We start from the raw sequence: 15,358 nt of genomic DNA, 5'->3' as shown, positions 1-15,358 counted from the left end.
CCGGGCGCCCTTCTCGTTGCCGTAGTCGGTGACGCTCAGCCGGACGGGATCAGCCGCGGAAGCCGAGGATGCCGTGCAGGGTCTCACCGCTGGTCGCGGCCGGCCCCTGCGTGCTCAGCGTCGACTGGGCGGAAGCCTCCTGCGCGGCCGCCGGCTTCGGGTCGGGCAGCTTCTTGCAGGTGGCGTCGGCCGTGCCCTTGCCCCGCGGCACCTTGCCGTTGGTGAGGTAGGTCGCCAGATACTTGTCGAGGCAGCTGTTGCCGCTCAGCGTGATGCCGTGGTTGCCGCCGCCCTGCTCGACGACCAGGCTGGAGTTCTTGAGCAGCTTGTGGACGGTGACACCGCCCTGGTACGGGGTGGCCGCGTCGTCCGTCGCCTGGAACAGCAGCGCCGGCGGGATCTTGGAGTTGGCGACGTTCACCGGCTTCAGCGACTTGGTCGGCCAGAACGCGCACGGCGCGTTGTACCAGGCGTTGTTCCAGGCCATGAACGGGGCCTTCTTGTAGACCGCCCAGTTGTCCTCGGTCCACTTCTTCCAGTCACGCGGCCAGGACGCGTCACGGCACTGCACGGCGGCGTACACGCTGTAGCCGTTGTCACCGGAGGAGTCGATGGCGGCGAAGTTCTGGTACGCCTCGACCAGCGGGTCGGAGTTCTTGTCGCCCACGTAGGCGGCGAACGCCTCGGCGAGGAACGGCCAGTAGCCGTTGTAGTACCCGCCGGGGATGAAGGTGTCCTCCAGCTCGGAGGCGCCCACCTTCACCGAGCCGCCGACCGGCTTCTTGGCGAGTGCGGCGCGCATGGCGTACCACTTCGCCTCGATCTTCTTCGCGTCGGTGCCGAGCTTGTAGGTGGCGTTGTTCTTGGCGACCCACTTCATGAACGCCTTGTGGCGCTTGTCGAAGGCGTAGTCCTGGTCGAGGTTGTCGCGGTACCAGACACCCGTCGGGTCGACGATCGAGTCGAGCACCAGGCGCCGCACCCGCGTCGGGTACAGCTTGGCGTAGACCGCGCCGAGGTAGGTGCCGTACGAGTAGCCGAAGTAGTTGATCTTCTTGGCGCCGAGGGCCTTGCGGATCGACTCCAGGTCCTTCACGGCGCTGATCGTGTTGATGTACGGCAGGACGTCCTTGTGCTTCGTGCCGCAGGCCTTGGCGAAGGACTTCGCGCGATCGACGTTCGCCTTCTCTATCGCGGCGGTGCTGGGCACGGAGTCCGGACGCACCGGGTCGAAGTACCCGGGCTTGCAGTTCAGGGCGGGCTTGCTGGCGCCCACGCCGCGCGGGTCGAAGCCGATGACGTCGTACTGCGCCGCGACCTTCTTCGGCAGCGCGGAGGCGACGAATCCGGCCAGGGTCAGACCGCTGCCGCCGGGGCCGCCCGGGTTGACCAGCAGCGGGCCCTGGTACGTCTTGGAGGTGTGCGGCACCCGGGACAGCGCCAGGGTGATCTTCTTCCCGCTCGGCTTCGCGTAGTCGAGCGGCACCTTCACCGACGCGCACTGCAGCGTCGGGTAGTTGTCAGTGGCGCACTTCTTCCAGGCGACCTTCGCGGCTGCGGCCTGGACGGTGTTGCTCGCGGCGGCCGCCCCACTGGCGTTGGCGGGGACGGCACTGACCGTCCCCGCCAGAACCACGATGGCACCGCTCAACACGGCTGCGCTTCTTCTCATAGACATCTCTCAGAACGATGAGGGGGGTTCAGGTCCGCGAGGTACGCGGCCCGTGCCGCATGTTTCCTGAAGAGCACCCCACACACGCACTCATTAGACGAAGACTTGACCGAATTGATCCATTGGATCCACTCAAGAACCTCACAGAATGGGACACTTGAAGCCATCTGGGACACAGGTGAGCAAGGACGATGAGGTGAGCGAGGTCCATGAGCCGCATGGTCACGAGGCGTCCGGCGTCACCTGATACACCGGACGCCCCTGAAGGGGTCTCCGCGCGCGGCCCCATGCCCCCTCACGGCCGTGAACTACCCCGAGCCCCCACGCCCCGGGAGCCGTGCGTCACCGGCTCAGCTTCTGGAACCTCCGTACCGCCAGCGGCAGGAAGATCAGCGTGAGCACCGCCGGCCACACCCCGGCCATCAGCAGCGCGTTCTGTTCGATCCAGGAGTCCCCGCCGCCGACCGGCGTGCCGAACAGGTCGCGGGTCGCGGCGGCCGTGGAGGAGATGGGGTTCCAGGCGGCGATCCAGCCCAGCCAGTCGGGCATGAGCTGCGGGGCGACGAAGATGCTGGAGATCATGGTCAGCGGGAACGCGACCGCGAAGAGACCGCCCGCCGCCTCCGGGTTGGGGACCAGCAGACCCAGCCAGACGCCGATCCAGATGAGCGCGAAGCGCAGCCAGAGCAGCAGACCGAACGCGGCCAGGAAGCCGAGGCCCGCCTCCGGGCGCCAGCCCATCGCGAGGGCCGTCAGCATCATGATGGCCAACTCGGCGCAGGCGACGAGGAGATCGGTGACCCCCCGCCCCGCGACCACCGCCGACGGCGCCATCGGCATGGAGCGGAACCGGTCGATGACACCCTTGGTGGAGTCGTAGACCACGAGGGTCGCCGTGTTGATGAACCCGAAGGCCATGGTCATCGCGAACATGCCCGGCATCAGGAAGTCCCGGTAGTCCCCGCCGCCGGGAACCTGCATGGCGCTGCCGAAGACATAGCCGTAGAGCAGGACGGAGAGGATCGGGAAGCCCAACTGCCAGGCGATGTTGACCGGTTGGCGCCGGTAGTGGGTCAGGCCGCGACGGACGATGTTCCAGACGTCGGCCAGCACCCAGTACGTACGGCCGTGCCCGCTCGACACGTCCAGGTCGACGGCGCTCGTGGCGACGCTCCCGGCGCCGACGGCGTTCGGATCGACGGTGGTCATGCGGCGGCCCCCTTGTCGTTCTCGTCGGTCTTCTCCGTACGGTGGCCCGTCAGACGCAGGAACACGTCGTCCAGGCTGGGCCTGCGCAGGCCGATGTCCTCGACCCTCACGCCCTCGTCCTGGAGGGTGCGGGCCACCTCGGTGAGGGCCGAGACGCGGTCGGTCACGGGCGCGTGGATCCGCAACTCCGTGTCGTCCGACTCCGGTTCGCCGTCCGAGACGCGGGCGACGACCTTCACCGCGCGCGGGATGTCGGCGCGCTCGGCGACGACGACCTCGATGCGGTCGCCGCCGACCGTGCTCTTCAGCCCGTCCGGGGTGTCGTCCGCGATGGCCCGCCCCTGGTCGATGACGGTGATGTGCGAGGCGAGCCGGTCGGCTTCCTCCAGATACTGCGTGGTGAGCAGCACGGTCGTACCGCTGGCCACCAACGCCCGCACGGAATCCCAGACTTCGCCCCGGCTACGCGGGTCGAGGCCGGTCGTCGGCTCGTCGAGGAAGAGGACGGACGGGGCGAGGATCATCGAAGCGGCCAGGTCGAGCCGGCGCCGCATGCCGCCGCTGTACTTGCCGACGCCCTTGTCGGCCGCGTCGGTGAGGTCGAACCGGTCGAGCAGCTCGACCGCGCGCAGCTTCGCCCGCTTCCCGCCGAGGTGGAACAGCCGACCGAACATCTCGAGGTTCTGACGGCCAGTCAACACCTCGTCCACGGCGGCGTACTGCCCCGTCAGCCCGATACGGGCCCGCACCTCGCGCGGGTGCCGGGCCACGTCGAGGCCGGCCACCGTCGCCCGGCCGCCGTCCAGGCGCAGCAGCGTGGAGAGGATGCGTACGGCGGTGGTCTTGCCCGCGCCGTTCGGGCCGAGGAGGCCGTGCACCGTGCCCTCGCGGACGGTGAGATCGAAGCCGTCCAGCGCGCGTTTCTCCCCGTACCGCTTCTCCAGCCCCTCGGCCCGGACCGCGTACCCGTCACTCATGAGTCCCCCTCAACAGACTTCAGCCAAGAACTGGGTACACCGTACCCGATTACGCGTACGACGTACCCAGTTTTTTCGCGAGCACCTAAACTCGGGCTCATGACAAGGGGCAAGAGCGCTACGGCGGACGGGGCGGCAGGCGCTACGGCAGGCGGCACGGCGGGCAGCACCACCGTCGGTACGGAGACCAGCGGCAGCGGCGACATCGTCCGCACCCAGCAACTGCTCTGGGACACCGGCCCTCGCCCCAGTCGCGGCCCCAAGCCGGGGCTCACCCTGGAGCGGATCGTGGAGGCGGCGGTCCGGGTCGCCGACACGGAGGGGCTGCACGCCCTCTCGATGCGCCGGGTCGCGACCGAACTCGGCACCGGGACCATGTCCCTGTACCGCTACCTCCCCGGCAAGGGCGAACTGCTGGACCTGATGCTCGACCGCGTCCAGCGGCCCTCCGAGAACCCCGCCGACCTCGGCGACGGCGGCTGGCGCTCCGCCCTGGAGGCCATGGGGCGGGCCACCCTGGCCCTCTACCGGCGCCACCCGTGGCTGCTCCAGGTGAACCAGTCCCGCCCCGTCCTCGGGCCGAGCGCGCTGGACGGCATGGAGAAGATCCTCTCCCGCATCAAGTCCATGGGGCTGAGCGACCCCGAGCTGATCTCCGCGGTCGTCGCCGTGGACGGCTATGTCGTGGGCGCGGCCCGTACGCAGCTCTACGCGCAGGAGGCGGAACACCGCACGGGCCTCACCGACACCGAGTTCTGGCAGGCCCAGGCGCCCATCCTCGAAGAGCTCATGCGCTCCGGCCGCTACCCCCTCCTGGCCGGCCTCTCCGAGGACTCGTTCGGCTCGGACTTCGACCACTTCGAGTTCGGCCTGCAGCGCATGTTGGACGGACTGGAGGTATTCGTGAACAGGCGTCGCGAGAACGCGGAGACCGCGGGGGCGGAGGGCACGGGTCCCGGGGCCGGGGGCGCGGGAGCTGAGGGAGCTGGAGCTGGAGCTGGAGCTGGAGGGGCGTAATCGCGCGGAGGTCGGGGGCGCGAAGGGCGCGTATCTGGAGGCCCCTTGCGGGAGCCGGGTAAGTCAGGCGGACGGGCGGCGCAGGAGGCGGCGGAAGCCCCATAGGACGACGACGGCGCCGGCCACGGCGAGTGCGCCGACCTTGACGGTCGAGCTCGTGCCCTCGCCGTCGGCCTGCGTCGCACCGGAACCGGCCCCGTCGGAAGAGGACGACCCGGAGCCGCCGCTCCCGGAGCCGCCGCCGGGCACCTCCCGCGCGACGACGGAGCTGCCGGACCCCTCACTGCCGTACATGATCTTCGAGCCGTCGGTGCGGAAGGTCACCGACTCCCCCTGCCGCTGCAGGGGCACGCTCAGCCGCTCGGCCTTCTTGATCTTGCCGCCGTTCCAGTCGTAGAGGATGCCGCCGAAGTACGCGCGCAGGGCGAGCTGCTTGCCGTCCGGCGAGAACGCGCCGTCGGTGACCTCCAGGTCCGGGACGGACGCGACCTTCTTGAACACGTTGGTGGCGGACGCGGACAGCTCCGCGGGCCCCTCGTACAGCGATCCGCCCGCCTCGTTCTTGTCGGCGATGTACACCCGCCCGGTCTTCGGATGCACCATCAGCGCCTCCGCGTCCCGCGCCCCGTCCTCGTACTTCACGACGTACTGCGTCGCCTTGAGCGTCTGGTCCTTCAGCTCCTTCGGCTCCGGCAGCTCGTAGATCCACACGTACGCCCAGGTGCCGCCGAGGTTGTCCCCGATGTCGCCGACGTAGAGCTTGTCGCCGGGGCCCATCGAGATCGCCTCGACGTCCCTCGGGGTGCCGACCCCCGTCAGGGTGACCGTGGCGACCGTCTCGCCCGTCTTGCTGTCGACCGCGTACAGGAACGCGCCGTCGTCGCTGTCGTTGTGGGTCCAGTAGACGCCCGGGTGCTGCCGGGACGCAGCGAGACCGCTCGACTCGGTGATCCGCGAGTCCTGCATCGTGAACCCGTCGTCGTCGGCGAGGGCGGGCGTGGCCGGCAGGGCGGCGAGCAGGATCGCTGCGAGACCGACGAGACCGGCGAAGCCGGTGCGGGCCGCGCGGAACCGGCGGAGGGGATGGGGGCGGTTGAGGGGGCGACGGCGCATGAAGCCAAGCCTGCCATCTCGCTCCGCTGGGTGGGGTGGGGGAGCGCGGTGGGGGGCTGGCGAGTCGCTCGGGTGCGGGTTCGGTGGGGGCTGGTCGCGCAGTTCCCCGCGCCCCTGAAGAAGCGGGGCTGCGCCCCTGCTTTTTCACCCGGGAGGGCCGTAGGCCCCCAAGGGGCGTGGGGTACCGCGCGAGCCACACCCCACCACGTGGTCAGATTCACAGCACCCGTCGGCCGCCCACCCCCTACCACCCGGTAGCGATCGTTCATGATGAGCGGATGCTCAGGTTCATGCCCGTAGGCGACTCCATGACGATCGGCAGCGCGGGCGAACACACATGGCGCTTCCGGCTCTGGCAGCACCTGCGCGCGACGTACGACGGCCCCTTCAAGATCGTCGGGCCACGCGAGACGCTCTACGACAAGGCGACGGACGCCCCGACGTCGTACGAGTACGCCGACACCGACCCGCGTTTCCCCCGCGCCCACCTCGCGGGCTGGGGCGAGGGCTGGCTCCACATGACCCCGTTGATCGCCGACGCGGTCCGCACCCACCGCGCCGACGTCCTCCTCGTCTCCCTCGGCCTCATCGACCTGGGCTTCTACACCAACGCCGAGCAGACCGCCGAGAACACCCGCCGCTTCGTCGAGGCCGCCCGCGAGGCCGCCCCGCACATCCGCATGGTCCTCCTGCCGGTCACCCCGAACATCCGCGCCGAGTCCGACGCCTCCTTCGCCGCCCAGGTCGCCCGCTTCAACGAACTCCTCGCCAAGACGGCCGCCGACCTCGACGAACCCCGTTCCCCCCTCCTGCTGGCCTCCCCGCCCCCGTCGTACGACATCCACTGGGACACCTACGACGGCACCCACCCCAACGCCTCCGGCGAACACAAGCTGGCGGCGACCTTCGCCAACGCGATGCACGAGGCGTGGGGGCTCGGAGGCCCGTACGAGCAGGCCTAGCCTCCGCGCCCTACTTGATCGGCCACCCTCCACTCGCTTGGATGTCCCGGTCGGACGCGGCGGCGACGGATGCGGGGCGGGCGGATGACGCGGGGCCGTGGGCTGGGGCGGGGCGGTGGGCTGGGGCGGGAGTTCCGGTGGCTGTGGGCGGCGTACGCGGTCAGCGCGTTCGGGACGCGGCTGTCGTTCGACGCGCTCCCCCTGCTCGCGGTGCTGGTCCTGCACGTCGGCCCCACGGAGGTCTCCGCGCTGGCGGCCACCGGTCTGGCGGTGGGCGCGGCGGTGGCCGTACCGCTCGGTCCCTGGGTGGAGTTCCGCCGCAAGCGCCCGGTGATGATCTCGATGGACCTCGTCCGCTGCGCGGCCCTGCTGTCCGTCCCGCCGGCCTACGCCCTGGACCTGCTCACCTTCCCCCAACTGCTCCTGGTCTCCGTGGTCGTCGCCGTGGCCGACATCACCTTCACCGCGGCGAGCGGCGCCTTTCTGAAGTTCCTGGTCCCCCCGGAGCACCTGGTGGCCGCCAACGGCCGCTTCGAGGCGACGACCTGGACCACGACGATGCTCGGCCCGCCCCTCGGCGGCGCCGCGATGGGTCTCTTCGGCCCGGTCGTCACCGTGCTGATCGACGCCGGCAGCTACCTCCTCTCGGCGGCGGGCATCCGAGCGATCGGCACCGAGGAGCCCCGACCGGCCGGCACCAGCGAACCCCGCCCAGCCCAAACCAAGGAACCGCGCCCGACCGGCACCAGGGGACCCCGACCGGCCGGCACCAAGGAACCCCGACCGGCCCCGGCCACCAAACCGGTGACGGGTGCCACGGGTGCCACCCCCCGGCTCCGCCTCGGCGACCTCCTGGACGGCTGGCGTCACATCCTCCGCGACCCCGCCCTGCGCCCCCTCTTCCTCAACTCCGTCCTCGTCAACGCCCTGATCATGGCCCCGGCACCACTGCTGCTCATCCTCATGGTGGGCCAACTCGGCTTCGCGCCCTGGCAGTACGGTCTCGCCTTCGCCGTCCCGTGCGTCGGCGGTCTGATCGGCTCGCGCCTCTCCCGTCGTCTGGTCGTCCGGTACGGGCAGGACAGGGTCATGCGGGTCGCCGGAACCCTGCGGGCGTGCTGGCCGCTGGGCCTGGCGTTCGTCGGCGCGGGTCCGGCGGGCCTCGTCCTCGTGATGGTCGTCGAGCTGGGCCTGATCACCTGCATCGGCGTCTTCAACCCCGTACTGGCCACGCAGCGCCTCACCCGGACCCCGTCGGACCGCGTCGCCCGCACGCTCACCGCCTGGTCCGTCACCGGCAAACTCACCATCGCCGCAACGACGGCCCTCTGGGGCCTGCTCGCCTCCGTCACCACCCCCCGCACGGCGATCGCCACGGCCGGCCTGCTCCTCCTGGCGACCCCTCTGCTGCTCCTCCTCCCCAAGAGCCACCGACCCGACCCGCCCCGCAGCCCCGCCCCGACTGGCCACCAAAACCCGCACCCGGTCCCGAGAAATGAACAACTCCCTTGATCTCAAGTGTGCTTGAGGTTGCACCATGGTCCACATGACCACGGAAACCACGGCGCGAGCCGCCGACATCGATGCCGTCAAGCAGGTCGTCGCCACCGTCCAGCACTCGCAGCAGAACAAGGACCCCGACGAGTTCCTCGCCCTCTTCCACCCCGACGCGATCTGGACGACGGCCCACGGCAAGGTCCTCATCGGCCTGGACGAGATAGCGGCGTTCACCCGCAAGGTGCTCCCCGCGGCCCACTGGGACGGCGAGGTCAGCTACGAGGTGGTCCACGTGCTCTTCATCCGCCCCGACGTCGCGGCGGTCAAGGTCCGCCAGCGCTACCTGGGCGGGGACGACGAGAGCGAGGGGGCCCCGCTCTACGTGATGACCAAGCAGCCCGACGACCGCTGGCTCCTGACCGCCTGCCAGAACACGACGGTCCTGACCGACTGACCGACTGACCGACTGACCGACTGACCGACTGACCGACTGACCGACTGACCGGCTGACCGGCTGACCGGCTGACCGGCTGACCGGCTGACCGGAAACGACGAAGCCGCCGTCTCCCACTCGCCTCGAACGCAAGCAGAAGGCGACGGCTCCGACACGGACCCGCTACCTCACCATGCGAAGGCTTCGGGAGACGGTCCGGGACCGGGGAAGATTTCGTCCAGAGACGTCAGCAGTTCCTCGCTCAGCTCCAGCTGCAGGGCACGCAGCGCCGAGTCCAGCTGCTCCTGCGTGCGAGGGCCGACGATCGGGCCGGTGACGCCGGGGCGGGTCAGCAGCCAGGCGAGCGCCGCTTCACCGGGCTCCAGGCCGTGCTTGTCGAGGAGGTTCTCGTACGCCTGGATCTGCTCGCGTGTCTTGGTGTCCTTGAGCGCGTCCGCAGCGCGGCCGCTCGCCCGGCGCCCCTGCGTGGCCTCCTTCTTGAGGACGCCGCCGAGCAGTCCTCCGTGCAGCGGAGACCAGGGGATGACACCGAGACCGTAGTCCTGCGCGGCCGGGATGACCTCCATCTCGGCGCGGCGCTCAGCGAGGTTGTAGAGGCACTGCTCGCTGACCAGGCCCATGCGGCCGTGCCGGGCGGCGGTCTCGTTGGCCTGGGCGATCTTGTAGCCGGGGAAGTTGGACGACCCCGCGTAGAGGATCTTGCCCTGCTGGACCAGGACGTCGATCGCCTGCCAGATCTCCTCGAACGGCGTCGCCCGGTCGATGTGATGGAACTGGTAGATGTCGATGTAGTCCGTCTGAAGCCGCTTGAGGGAGGCGTCGACGGCCCGGCGGATGTTCACCGCGGAGAGCTTGTCGTGGTTGGGCCAGACGTTCCCGTCGCCCGCCATGTTCCCGTACACCTTGGTGGCGAGGACGACCTTGTCGCGCCGCCCGCCACCCTGGGCGAACCAAGTACCGATGATCTCCTCGGTGCGGCCCTTGTTCTCACCCCACCCATAGACGTTGGCCGTGTCCAGGAAGTTCAGACCCGCGTCGAGGGCGGCGTCCATGATGCCGTGGCTGGTTGATTCGTCAGTCTGCGGACCGAAGTTCATCGTGCCGAGAACGAGTCGGCTGACCTTGAGTCCGGTGCGTCCGAGCTGGGTGTACTTCATGGGCCACAAGCCAACTGCTTCGAGTCCGCTCCAGGCAAGGGCACCAGGTTCCGCCGTCAGGGGTCGTCTCCGAGGTGCCGGTGCAGCGTGGCCCGGGAGACGCCCAGAGCCTTGGCGATGGCACTGACGCTCTCTCCCTTCGCCTTCCTCGCGCGGGCCACGGCCGACGCGTCCATCCGGCGGCCGTCACCTGCGGCGGCCGGCGAACGGCGCGCAGTTCCCCGCCCACCCCCGCCCGTCCCGCGAGACGGCTACTTGCCGAGCGCCGCCGCGAGAGCCACCACAGCGAACATCAGTACGAGCACACCGGCCATGATCCGGTTACGGGTCTTCGGGTCCACACCCCCGAGCCTAACCGGCGGCCCGAACGGTCATCCGCCCGCCCCGAGCCCCCCGAGCCCCCACCGCGCCACCGCCTCGTACCGCGGCTGCTCACCCGCCACCCCGGACGCCGGCAGACGGCTGCGCACCAGCGCCAGGTCGGACACCGTCCACGAGCGCCCGGCGAAGGCGTCGAGCACGGCGACGTACGGCCGGACGTCGAGATCCTCCCGGCTGCGGGCCACCGTCAGGTGGGGCGTGTACCGGCGGTGCTCCCCCATCGGCACCCCGGCCTTGCGCGCCGCCGCCTCCGCCCGGTCGGCCAGCAACCGCAGCGCGCCGAGGTCCCCCTCGGCCCCCGCCCACAGGGCTCGGCCACGCCCGAACTTCCCGCCGCCGCGCACGGCCAGCCGGAACGGCTCGCTCCGCACCGCGGCCCGCTCCAGCCGCCGCGACAGCTCCGGTACGACGTCCTCCTCGACCTCCCCGTAGAACGCGAGTGTGAAGTGCCAGCCGGGCGGCTGGGTCCAGCGCAGCCGGTCCGCACCCGCGAGGCTCTTCAACTCCCCGACCACCAGACCGAGTTCCTCGACGACATCAGCGGGCGGAAGCACAGCGGCGAACAGTCTCATGCCCGCCACCTTCCCAGGCCGCGTGTCACTCGGCGACCACCGCGCCCCTCAGGGGCGCGGGGCACTGCGAGACGAGCCACGACGGCGCGGCAGCCGCCGACGACGCGGCGCGGCACCCCCTCCGGCACCGCCCACCCCAGCGGAGCGCCACCGCAGCGACAGTCGGACCCCGCCGGCCCGCACGAGGACGAGGCCCACGGTGACGGCGGCGACCGTGGCGACGACGCCGCCGGCGACGAAGCCCATCCGGGCGCCGTACGCGTCGGTGACCCAGCCGGCGATCGGCGCGCCCAGCGGCGTACCGCCCAGGAAGACCATCATGTAGAGGGCCATGACGCGGCCGCGCATCACGGGGTCGGTGTTCATCTGGATGGCCGTGTTGGCGGTGACGTTCACCGTCAGGCCGAACATCCCTATCGGCACCATCAGCAGGGCGAAGATCCAGTACGCGGGGGCCAGCGCCGCCACGATCTCCAGCAGGCCGAAGGCGAGCGCGCCGCCGATCAGCACATGCAGCCGCGCGGTGCCCCGGCGGGCCGCGAGCAGGGCGCCGGCGACCGAGCCGACCGCCATGAGCGTGTTGAAGAGGCTGTACGAGCCGGCGTCCGCGTGGAACACGTCGTCCGCGTAGGCCGAGAGCCAGACGGGGAAGTTGAAGCCGAAGGTGCCGATGAAGCCGACCAGCACGATGGGCCACAGCAGCTCGGGGCGCCCGGCCACATAGCGCAGGCCCTCGCGGAGCTGGCCCTTGGCGCGGGGGGCGCGGCGGGCGGGGTGCAGCTCACCGCTCCGCATCAGCAGCAGGCCGATGATGGGGGCGACGAAGGAGAGGCCGTTGTAGAGGAAGGCCCAGCCCGTGCCGACGGTGGTGATCAGCACACCGGCGACGGCGGGGCCGACGAGACGGGCCGACTGGAAGTTCGCCGAGTTGAGGCTGACCGCGTTCTGCAGCTGGTCCGGCCCGACCATCTCGGACACGAACGACTGCCGGGCCGGGTTGTCGACGACCGTGGCCATGCCGACGGCGAACGCGGCCACGTACACGTGCCACACCTGCACCTGGTCCGAGATCGTCAGCGCGGCCAGCGCCAGCCCCGTCACCGCCATCGACGTCTGCGTCACGAACAGCAGCCGCCGCTTGGGGAACCGGTCGACCAGGACTCCGCCGTACAGTCCGAACAGCAGCATCGGCAGGAACTGGAGCGCCATCGTCACACCGACGGCCGTGGAGGACCCAGCCAGGCTCAGCACCAGCCAGTCCTGCGCGATCCGCTGCATCCACGTGCCGATGTTCGACACGACCTGCCCGACGAAGAACAGCCGGTAGTTCCGCACCCGCAACGACCGGAACATGGAAACCCGCGCCCCCTCGGCCGAAACCGCCGAGGAACCACCGGGTCGGGGGGCGTCCGCGGAAGGCGTGACAGTCGCGGAAGGCGGGGCGGCCACGGCAGGCGGGGCGTCCGCAGAAGATGTGGCGGCCACGGGAGCCGCAGTGGAACGGGCGTGGGCGTCGGCCTGGCTCGCGGGTCCGGGGATCAGCACCGAACCGCCGGGAGCGGAGGCGGAAGCCGAGTGGGCCGAGGCGGAAGCGGGGTGCGCGGCGGCGGAAGCGGGTTGCGCGGAGGCCGAAAGGTCGGCGGCGCGCGACACGGCGATGGTGCTGCTGCCCTCGTTCGGCCGGCCGTCGGTATCCGGCGGGGCCTCCAGTACGGCAGGGGTGGGTGGTGGTTCGTGGGTGGGCGGGGGTGCGGGGGCGGAAGGTGTTCCGGGGCCCGTACTCAAAGGGGTTCGCCTCCTTGCGCGAAACGCGTGTTCGTCCTGCGGTTGCGTGAGCCTCAGCGCTCCTGTTCTGTCTGCTGGTTTTCGGGTCGGCCCATGCCCGCCCCCTGACGGCGCACAGGCTGTATGCCGGGGCGCACCGGCGGGCGCCCCGGCGTGCCCCCACGGCGACAGCGCACCGGGCGGGGCGCATCAGGCGGCCGACCCGGGGGCGGAGAGGCGCGCGCTAGAGGTGCGCGAGTTTCTCCAGTACCGGCGCGGCGGTCCGGAGCACGGCCCACTCCTCCTCGTCGAGCCCCTCGACCAGGGACGCGAGGAACGCGTTGCGCTTGCGCCGGCTCTCCTCCAACATCGCCTCGGCCCGCTCGGTCTGGGTGACCACCTTCTGCCGCCGGTCCTCGGGGTGCGGCTCCAGCTTCACCAGCCCCTTGCTCTCCAGCAGGGCGACGATCCGGGTCATCGACGGCGGCTGCACATGCTCCTTGCGGGCCAGCTCACCGGGGGTGGCCGTACCGCAACGGGCGAGCGTGCCGAGCACCGACATCTCGGTCGGGCTCAGCGACTCGTCGACCCGCTGGTGCTTGAGCCGACGGGACAGGCGCATCACGGCGGAACGGAGGGCGTTCACAGCGGCCTCGTCGTCGCCATGGTTCAGGTCAGGCATGTTCTTTAGCTTAACTCATTACCCTCGCTAAAGACCACCGAAACTCCACAGCCGTGCCCGTGAGCCCCACCACTCATGCCGAGCCAATCCCCCGGATCACTCATATGAGTGACTAGTGCGCAGAACATGACACGACAGAGCAGAGCACACCTGACCCTCGTACACATGGCGACCACTGTGCTGAGCCTGCGGATAGACGAGGAGCTGCTCGAACGGCTCCGGACCCACGCGGCGAAAAGGGGAATGAGCGTCCAGGACTACGTGATCGGGACGCTCATTCGGGACGACTTCGACGAGCGGTTCCAGACCGCGGTCGACGAGACGGAGAAGTTCTACGGAGTGACATGAGGGGCGGCCGCGGTCACCCGCAGGAGCCGCGTACCGCTCACGTCAGACCCAGCGCCGGCATCAGGTAGTAGAAGAGGAAGACCGCCGAGACCACGTACATCGCGACCGGGACCTCACGGCCGCGCCCCGCGGCCAGGCGCAGCACGACGAAGGTGATGAAGCCCATGCCGATGCCGTTGGTGATCGAGTAGGTGAACGGCATCATCACCATCGTCACGAAGGCCGGGACCGCGATCGTGTAGTCGGCCCAGTCGATCTCGCGGACGGAGTTCGCGAGGATCAGGAACCCGACCGCGAGCAGCGCCGGAGTGGCTGCCTGGGAGGGGACCATCGTGGCGATGGGCGTGAGGAACAGCGCGACCGCGAACAGGGCACCGGTCACCACGTTGGCGAAACCGGTGCGCGCCCCCTCGCCCACACCCGCCGTCGACTCCACGAAGCAGGTCGTGGCGGACGAGGAACTGGCACCACCGGCAGCGACGGCGATGCCGTCGACGAACAGCACCTTGTTGATGCCCGGCATCTGACCGTCGGCGTCGGTCAGCTTGGCCTCGTCGCCGACGCCCATGATCGTGCCCATCGCGTCGAAGAAGCACGACAGCAGCACGGTGAAGACGAACAGGACGCCCGTCAGCAGGCCGACCTTGCCGAAGCCACCGAAGAGACTGACCTCGCCGAGCAGCCCGAAGTCGGGGGTCGCGACCGGGTTGCCGGGCCACTTCGGGGTGGTCAGACCCCACGAACCGGCCGGAAGCTTGGCGACGGCCTCGACGACCACCGCGAGCAGCGTCATCGCGACGATCGAGATGAGGATCGCGCCCGGCACCTTGCGCACGATCAGCGCGAGCGTCAGCAGCGCCCCGAGGACGAAGACCAGCACGGGCCAGCCGTTGAGATGACCGTCCGCACCGAGCTGGAGCGGCACGGTCGTCCTGGCGGCGTCCGGGATCCGGGTGACGAAGCCGGCGTCGACCAGGCCGATCAGCATGATGAACAGACCGATACCGATGGAGATGCCCTTGCGCAGGCCCACCGGGACAGCGTTCATCACGCGCTCCCGCAACCCCGTCGCCACCAGCAGCATCACGACGAAACCGGCCAGCACGACCATGCCCATCGCGTCCGGCCACGACATGCGCGGCGCGAGCTGGAGAGCGACGACCGTGTTCACACCGAGCCCCGCCGCCAGCGCGATCGGCACATTGCCGATGACACCCATGAGGAGGGTGGTGAAGGCGGCGGTGACCGCGGTGGCGGTGACCAGCTGGCCGTAGTCCAGCTGATGCCCGTACATGTCCTTCGCGCTGCTCAGGATGATCGGGTTGAGCACGATGATGTACGCCATCGCGAAGAAGGTGGCGAAACCGCCCCGGATCTCACGCGACAGCGTGCTGCCGCGCTCCGTGATCCTGAAGTAGCGGTCAAGGGTGGTGCCCTGCGGGGACATATGAGACCTCATCCCCAACAGGCCTCAGCGCCACGGGAGCGCCATCGGAGCATTGTTGGAGTTTTCTACGAACAGAAGTGGCCAATCAGAAACCGTTTCAGTATGA

The 15,358-nt window shown here is 70.0% G+C and carries 15 protein-coding genes; 5 read left to right on the top strand and 10 right to left on the bottom strand.

What is annotated here, in order from left to right:
• Window positions 1–49 precede the first annotated feature (49 nt).
• The 3 genes from ACZ9QC_RS23495 to ACZ9QC_RS23485 form a co-directional block, all read right to left on the bottom strand.
• Window positions 50–1,672, bottom strand: coding sequence for an alpha/beta hydrolase (locus tag ACZ9QC_RS23495; protein ID WP_472921775.1), 1,623 nt, complete (start codon window positions 1,670–1,672; stop codon window positions 50–52).
• A 342-nt stretch (window positions 1,673–2,014) separates the two neighbouring features.
• Window positions 2,015–2,881, bottom strand: a complete 867-nt coding sequence (locus tag ACZ9QC_RS23490) for an ABC transporter permease (RefSeq protein ID WP_472914919.1) — start codon at window positions 2,879–2,881, stop codon at window positions 2,015–2,017.
• Window positions 2,878–3,858 carry an ATP-binding cassette domain-containing protein gene (locus ACZ9QC_RS23485; protein WP_472914918.1) on the bottom strand — a complete coding sequence of 327 codons (981 nt, stop codon included), beginning with the start codon at window positions 3,856–3,858 and terminating at the stop codon, window positions 2,878–2,880. The genes ACZ9QC_RS23490 and ACZ9QC_RS23485 overlap by 4 nt, the downstream gene beginning before the upstream one ends.
• 99 nt (window positions 3,859–3,957) lie before the next feature.
• On the opposite strand from ACZ9QC_RS23485, the gene ACZ9QC_RS23480 reads away from it, so the two are divergent.
• A complete protein-coding gene (locus ACZ9QC_RS23480) occupies window positions 3,958–4,875 on the top strand; it encodes a TetR/AcrR family transcriptional regulator (RefSeq protein ID WP_472914917.1) in 918 nt (305 codons plus the stop codon).
• Between the two features lie 63 nt (window positions 4,876–4,938).
• On the opposite strand, the gene ACZ9QC_RS23475 is transcribed toward ACZ9QC_RS23480, so the two are convergent.
• On the bottom strand, window positions 4,939–5,988 hold the full coding sequence (locus ACZ9QC_RS23475) for a WD40 repeat domain-containing protein (RefSeq protein WP_472914916.1): 1,050 nt from the start codon (window positions 5,986–5,988) through the stop codon (window positions 4,939–4,941).
• 278 nt (window positions 5,989–6,266) lie between these two features.
• On the opposite strand from ACZ9QC_RS23475, the gene ACZ9QC_RS23470 reads away from it, so the two are divergent.
• From ACZ9QC_RS23470 to ACZ9QC_RS23460, 3 genes are all read left to right on the top strand, one after another.
• On the top strand, window positions 6,267–6,950 hold the full coding sequence (locus tag ACZ9QC_RS23470) for a GDSL-type esterase/lipase family protein (RefSeq protein ID WP_472914915.1): 684 nt from the start codon (window positions 6,267–6,269) through the stop codon (window positions 6,948–6,950).
• Window positions 6,951–7,034: 84 nt separating this feature from the next.
• Window positions 7,035–8,462, top strand: a complete 1,428-nt coding sequence (locus tag ACZ9QC_RS23465) for an MFS transporter (protein ID WP_472914914.1) — start codon at window positions 7,035–7,037, stop codon at window positions 8,460–8,462.
• Window positions 8,463–8,496: 34 nt separating this feature from the next.
• Window positions 8,497–8,901, top strand: coding sequence for an SgcJ/EcaC family oxidoreductase (locus tag ACZ9QC_RS23460; RefSeq protein WP_472914913.1), 405 nt, complete (start codon window positions 8,497–8,499; stop codon window positions 8,899–8,901).
• Between the two features lie 167 nt (window positions 8,902–9,068).
• Here ACZ9QC_RS23460 and ACZ9QC_RS23455 read toward each other — a convergent pair whose 3' ends face one another.
• From ACZ9QC_RS23455 to ACZ9QC_RS23435, 5 genes are all read right to left on the bottom strand, one after another.
• Window positions 9,069–10,058, bottom strand: a complete 990-nt coding sequence (locus ACZ9QC_RS23455; RefSeq protein WP_472914912.1) for an aldo/keto reductase — start codon at window positions 10,056–10,058, stop codon at window positions 9,069–9,071.
• Between the two features lie 56 nt (window positions 10,059–10,114).
• Complete coding sequence (locus ACZ9QC_RS23450) at window positions 10,115–10,234, bottom strand: helix-turn-helix domain-containing protein (RefSeq protein ID WP_472914911.1); 120 nt, start codon at window positions 10,232–10,234, stop codon at window positions 10,115–10,117.
• Between the two features lie 195 nt (window positions 10,235–10,429).
• The gene (gene thpR, locus ACZ9QC_RS23445; protein WP_472914910.1) at window positions 10,430–11,011 is read right to left on the bottom strand and encodes an RNA 2',3'-cyclic phosphodiesterase; all 582 of its coding nucleotides are present in this window, start codon (window positions 11,009–11,011) and stop codon (window positions 10,430–10,432) included.
• Window positions 11,012–11,059: 48 nt separating this feature from the next.
• Window positions 11,060–12,364, bottom strand: coding sequence for an MFS transporter (locus ACZ9QC_RS23440; protein WP_472914909.1), 1,305 nt, complete (start codon window positions 12,362–12,364; stop codon window positions 11,060–11,062).
• A 655-nt stretch (window positions 12,365–13,019) separates the two neighbouring features.
• Window positions 13,020–13,457: a MarR family winged helix-turn-helix transcriptional regulator gene (locus ACZ9QC_RS23435; RefSeq protein WP_472914908.1), complete on the bottom strand. Its 438-nt coding sequence runs from the start codon at window positions 13,455–13,457 to the stop codon at window positions 13,020–13,022.
• Window positions 13,458–13,583: 126 nt separating this feature from the next.
• Between ACZ9QC_RS23435 and ACZ9QC_RS23430 the strand changes: the two genes are divergently transcribed.
• Window positions 13,584–13,805 (top strand): CopG family antitoxin, encoded by a 222-nt coding sequence (locus ACZ9QC_RS23430; protein WP_472914907.1) that lies wholly within the window; start codon window positions 13,584–13,586, stop codon window positions 13,803–13,805.
• 37 nt (window positions 13,806–13,842) lie between these two features.
• Here ACZ9QC_RS23430 and ACZ9QC_RS23425 read toward each other — a convergent pair whose 3' ends face one another.
• A complete protein-coding gene (locus ACZ9QC_RS23425) occupies window positions 13,843–15,252 on the bottom strand; it encodes an NCS2 family permease (protein ID WP_472914906.1) in 1,410 nt (469 codons plus the stop codon).
• Window positions 15,253–15,358 lie beyond the last annotated feature (106 nt).

This window comes from Streptomyces sp. HUAS MS02 (genome assembly GCF_055702265.1).
The sequence above is the reverse complement of the archived record's forward strand: the minus strand, read 5'-3'. Positions and strand labels throughout refer to the sequence as shown.

Bases quoted from the DNA above. Each gene is read 5' to 3' on its own strand.
- ACZ9QC_RS23495 (WP_472921775.1), bottom strand. From the start codon at position 1,672: ATGAGAAGAAGCGCAGCCGTGTTGAGCGGTGCCATCGTGGTTCTGGCG.
- ACZ9QC_RS23490 (WP_472914919.1), bottom strand. From the start codon at position 2,881: ATGACCACCGTCGATCCGAACGCCGTCGGCGCCGGGAGCGTCGCCACG.
- ACZ9QC_RS23450 (WP_472914911.1), bottom strand. From the start codon at position 10,234: ATGGACGCGTCGGCCGTGGCCCGCGCGAGGAAGGCGAAGGGAGAGAGC.
- ACZ9QC_RS23425 (WP_472914906.1), bottom strand. From the start codon at position 15,252: ATGTCCCCGCAGGGCACCACCCTTGACCGCTACTTCAGGATCACGGAG.
- ACZ9QC_RS23475 (WP_472914916.1), bottom strand. From the start codon at position 5,988: ATGCGCCGTCGCCCCCTCAACCGCCCCCATCCCCTCCGCCGGTTCCGC.
- ACZ9QC_RS23455 (WP_472914912.1), bottom strand. From the start codon at position 10,058: ATGAAGTACACCCAGCTCGGACGCACCGGACTCAAGGTCAGCCGACTC.
- ACZ9QC_RS23435 (WP_472914908.1), bottom strand. From the start codon at position 13,457: ATGCCTGACCTGAACCATGGCGACGACGAGGCCGCTGTGAACGCCCTC.
- ACZ9QC_RS23460 (WP_472914913.1), top strand. From the start codon at position 8,497: ATGACCACGGAAACCACGGCGCGAGCCGCCGACATCGATGCCGTCAAG.
- thpR (WP_472914910.1), bottom strand. From the start codon at position 11,011: ATGAGACTGTTCGCCGCTGTGCTTCCGCCCGCTGATGTCGTCGAGGAA.
- ACZ9QC_RS23470 (WP_472914915.1), top strand. From the start codon at position 6,267: ATGCTCAGGTTCATGCCCGTAGGCGACTCCATGACGATCGGCAGCGCG.
- ACZ9QC_RS23440 (WP_472914909.1), bottom strand. From the start codon at position 12,364: ATGTTCCGGTCGTTGCGGGTGCGGAACTACCGGCTGTTCTTCGTCGGG.
- ACZ9QC_RS23430 (WP_472914907.1), top strand. From the start codon at position 13,584: ATGACACGACAGAGCAGAGCACACCTGACCCTCGTACACATGGCGACC.
- ACZ9QC_RS23480 (WP_472914917.1), top strand. From the start codon at position 3,958: ATGACAAGGGGCAAGAGCGCTACGGCGGACGGGGCGGCAGGCGCTACG.
- ACZ9QC_RS23465 (WP_472914914.1), top strand. From the start codon at position 7,035: ATGACGCGGGGCCGTGGGCTGGGGCGGGGCGGTGGGCTGGGGCGGGAG.
- ACZ9QC_RS23485 (WP_472914918.1), bottom strand. From the start codon at position 3,858: ATGAGTGACGGGTACGCGGTCCGGGCCGAGGGGCTGGAGAAGCGGTAC.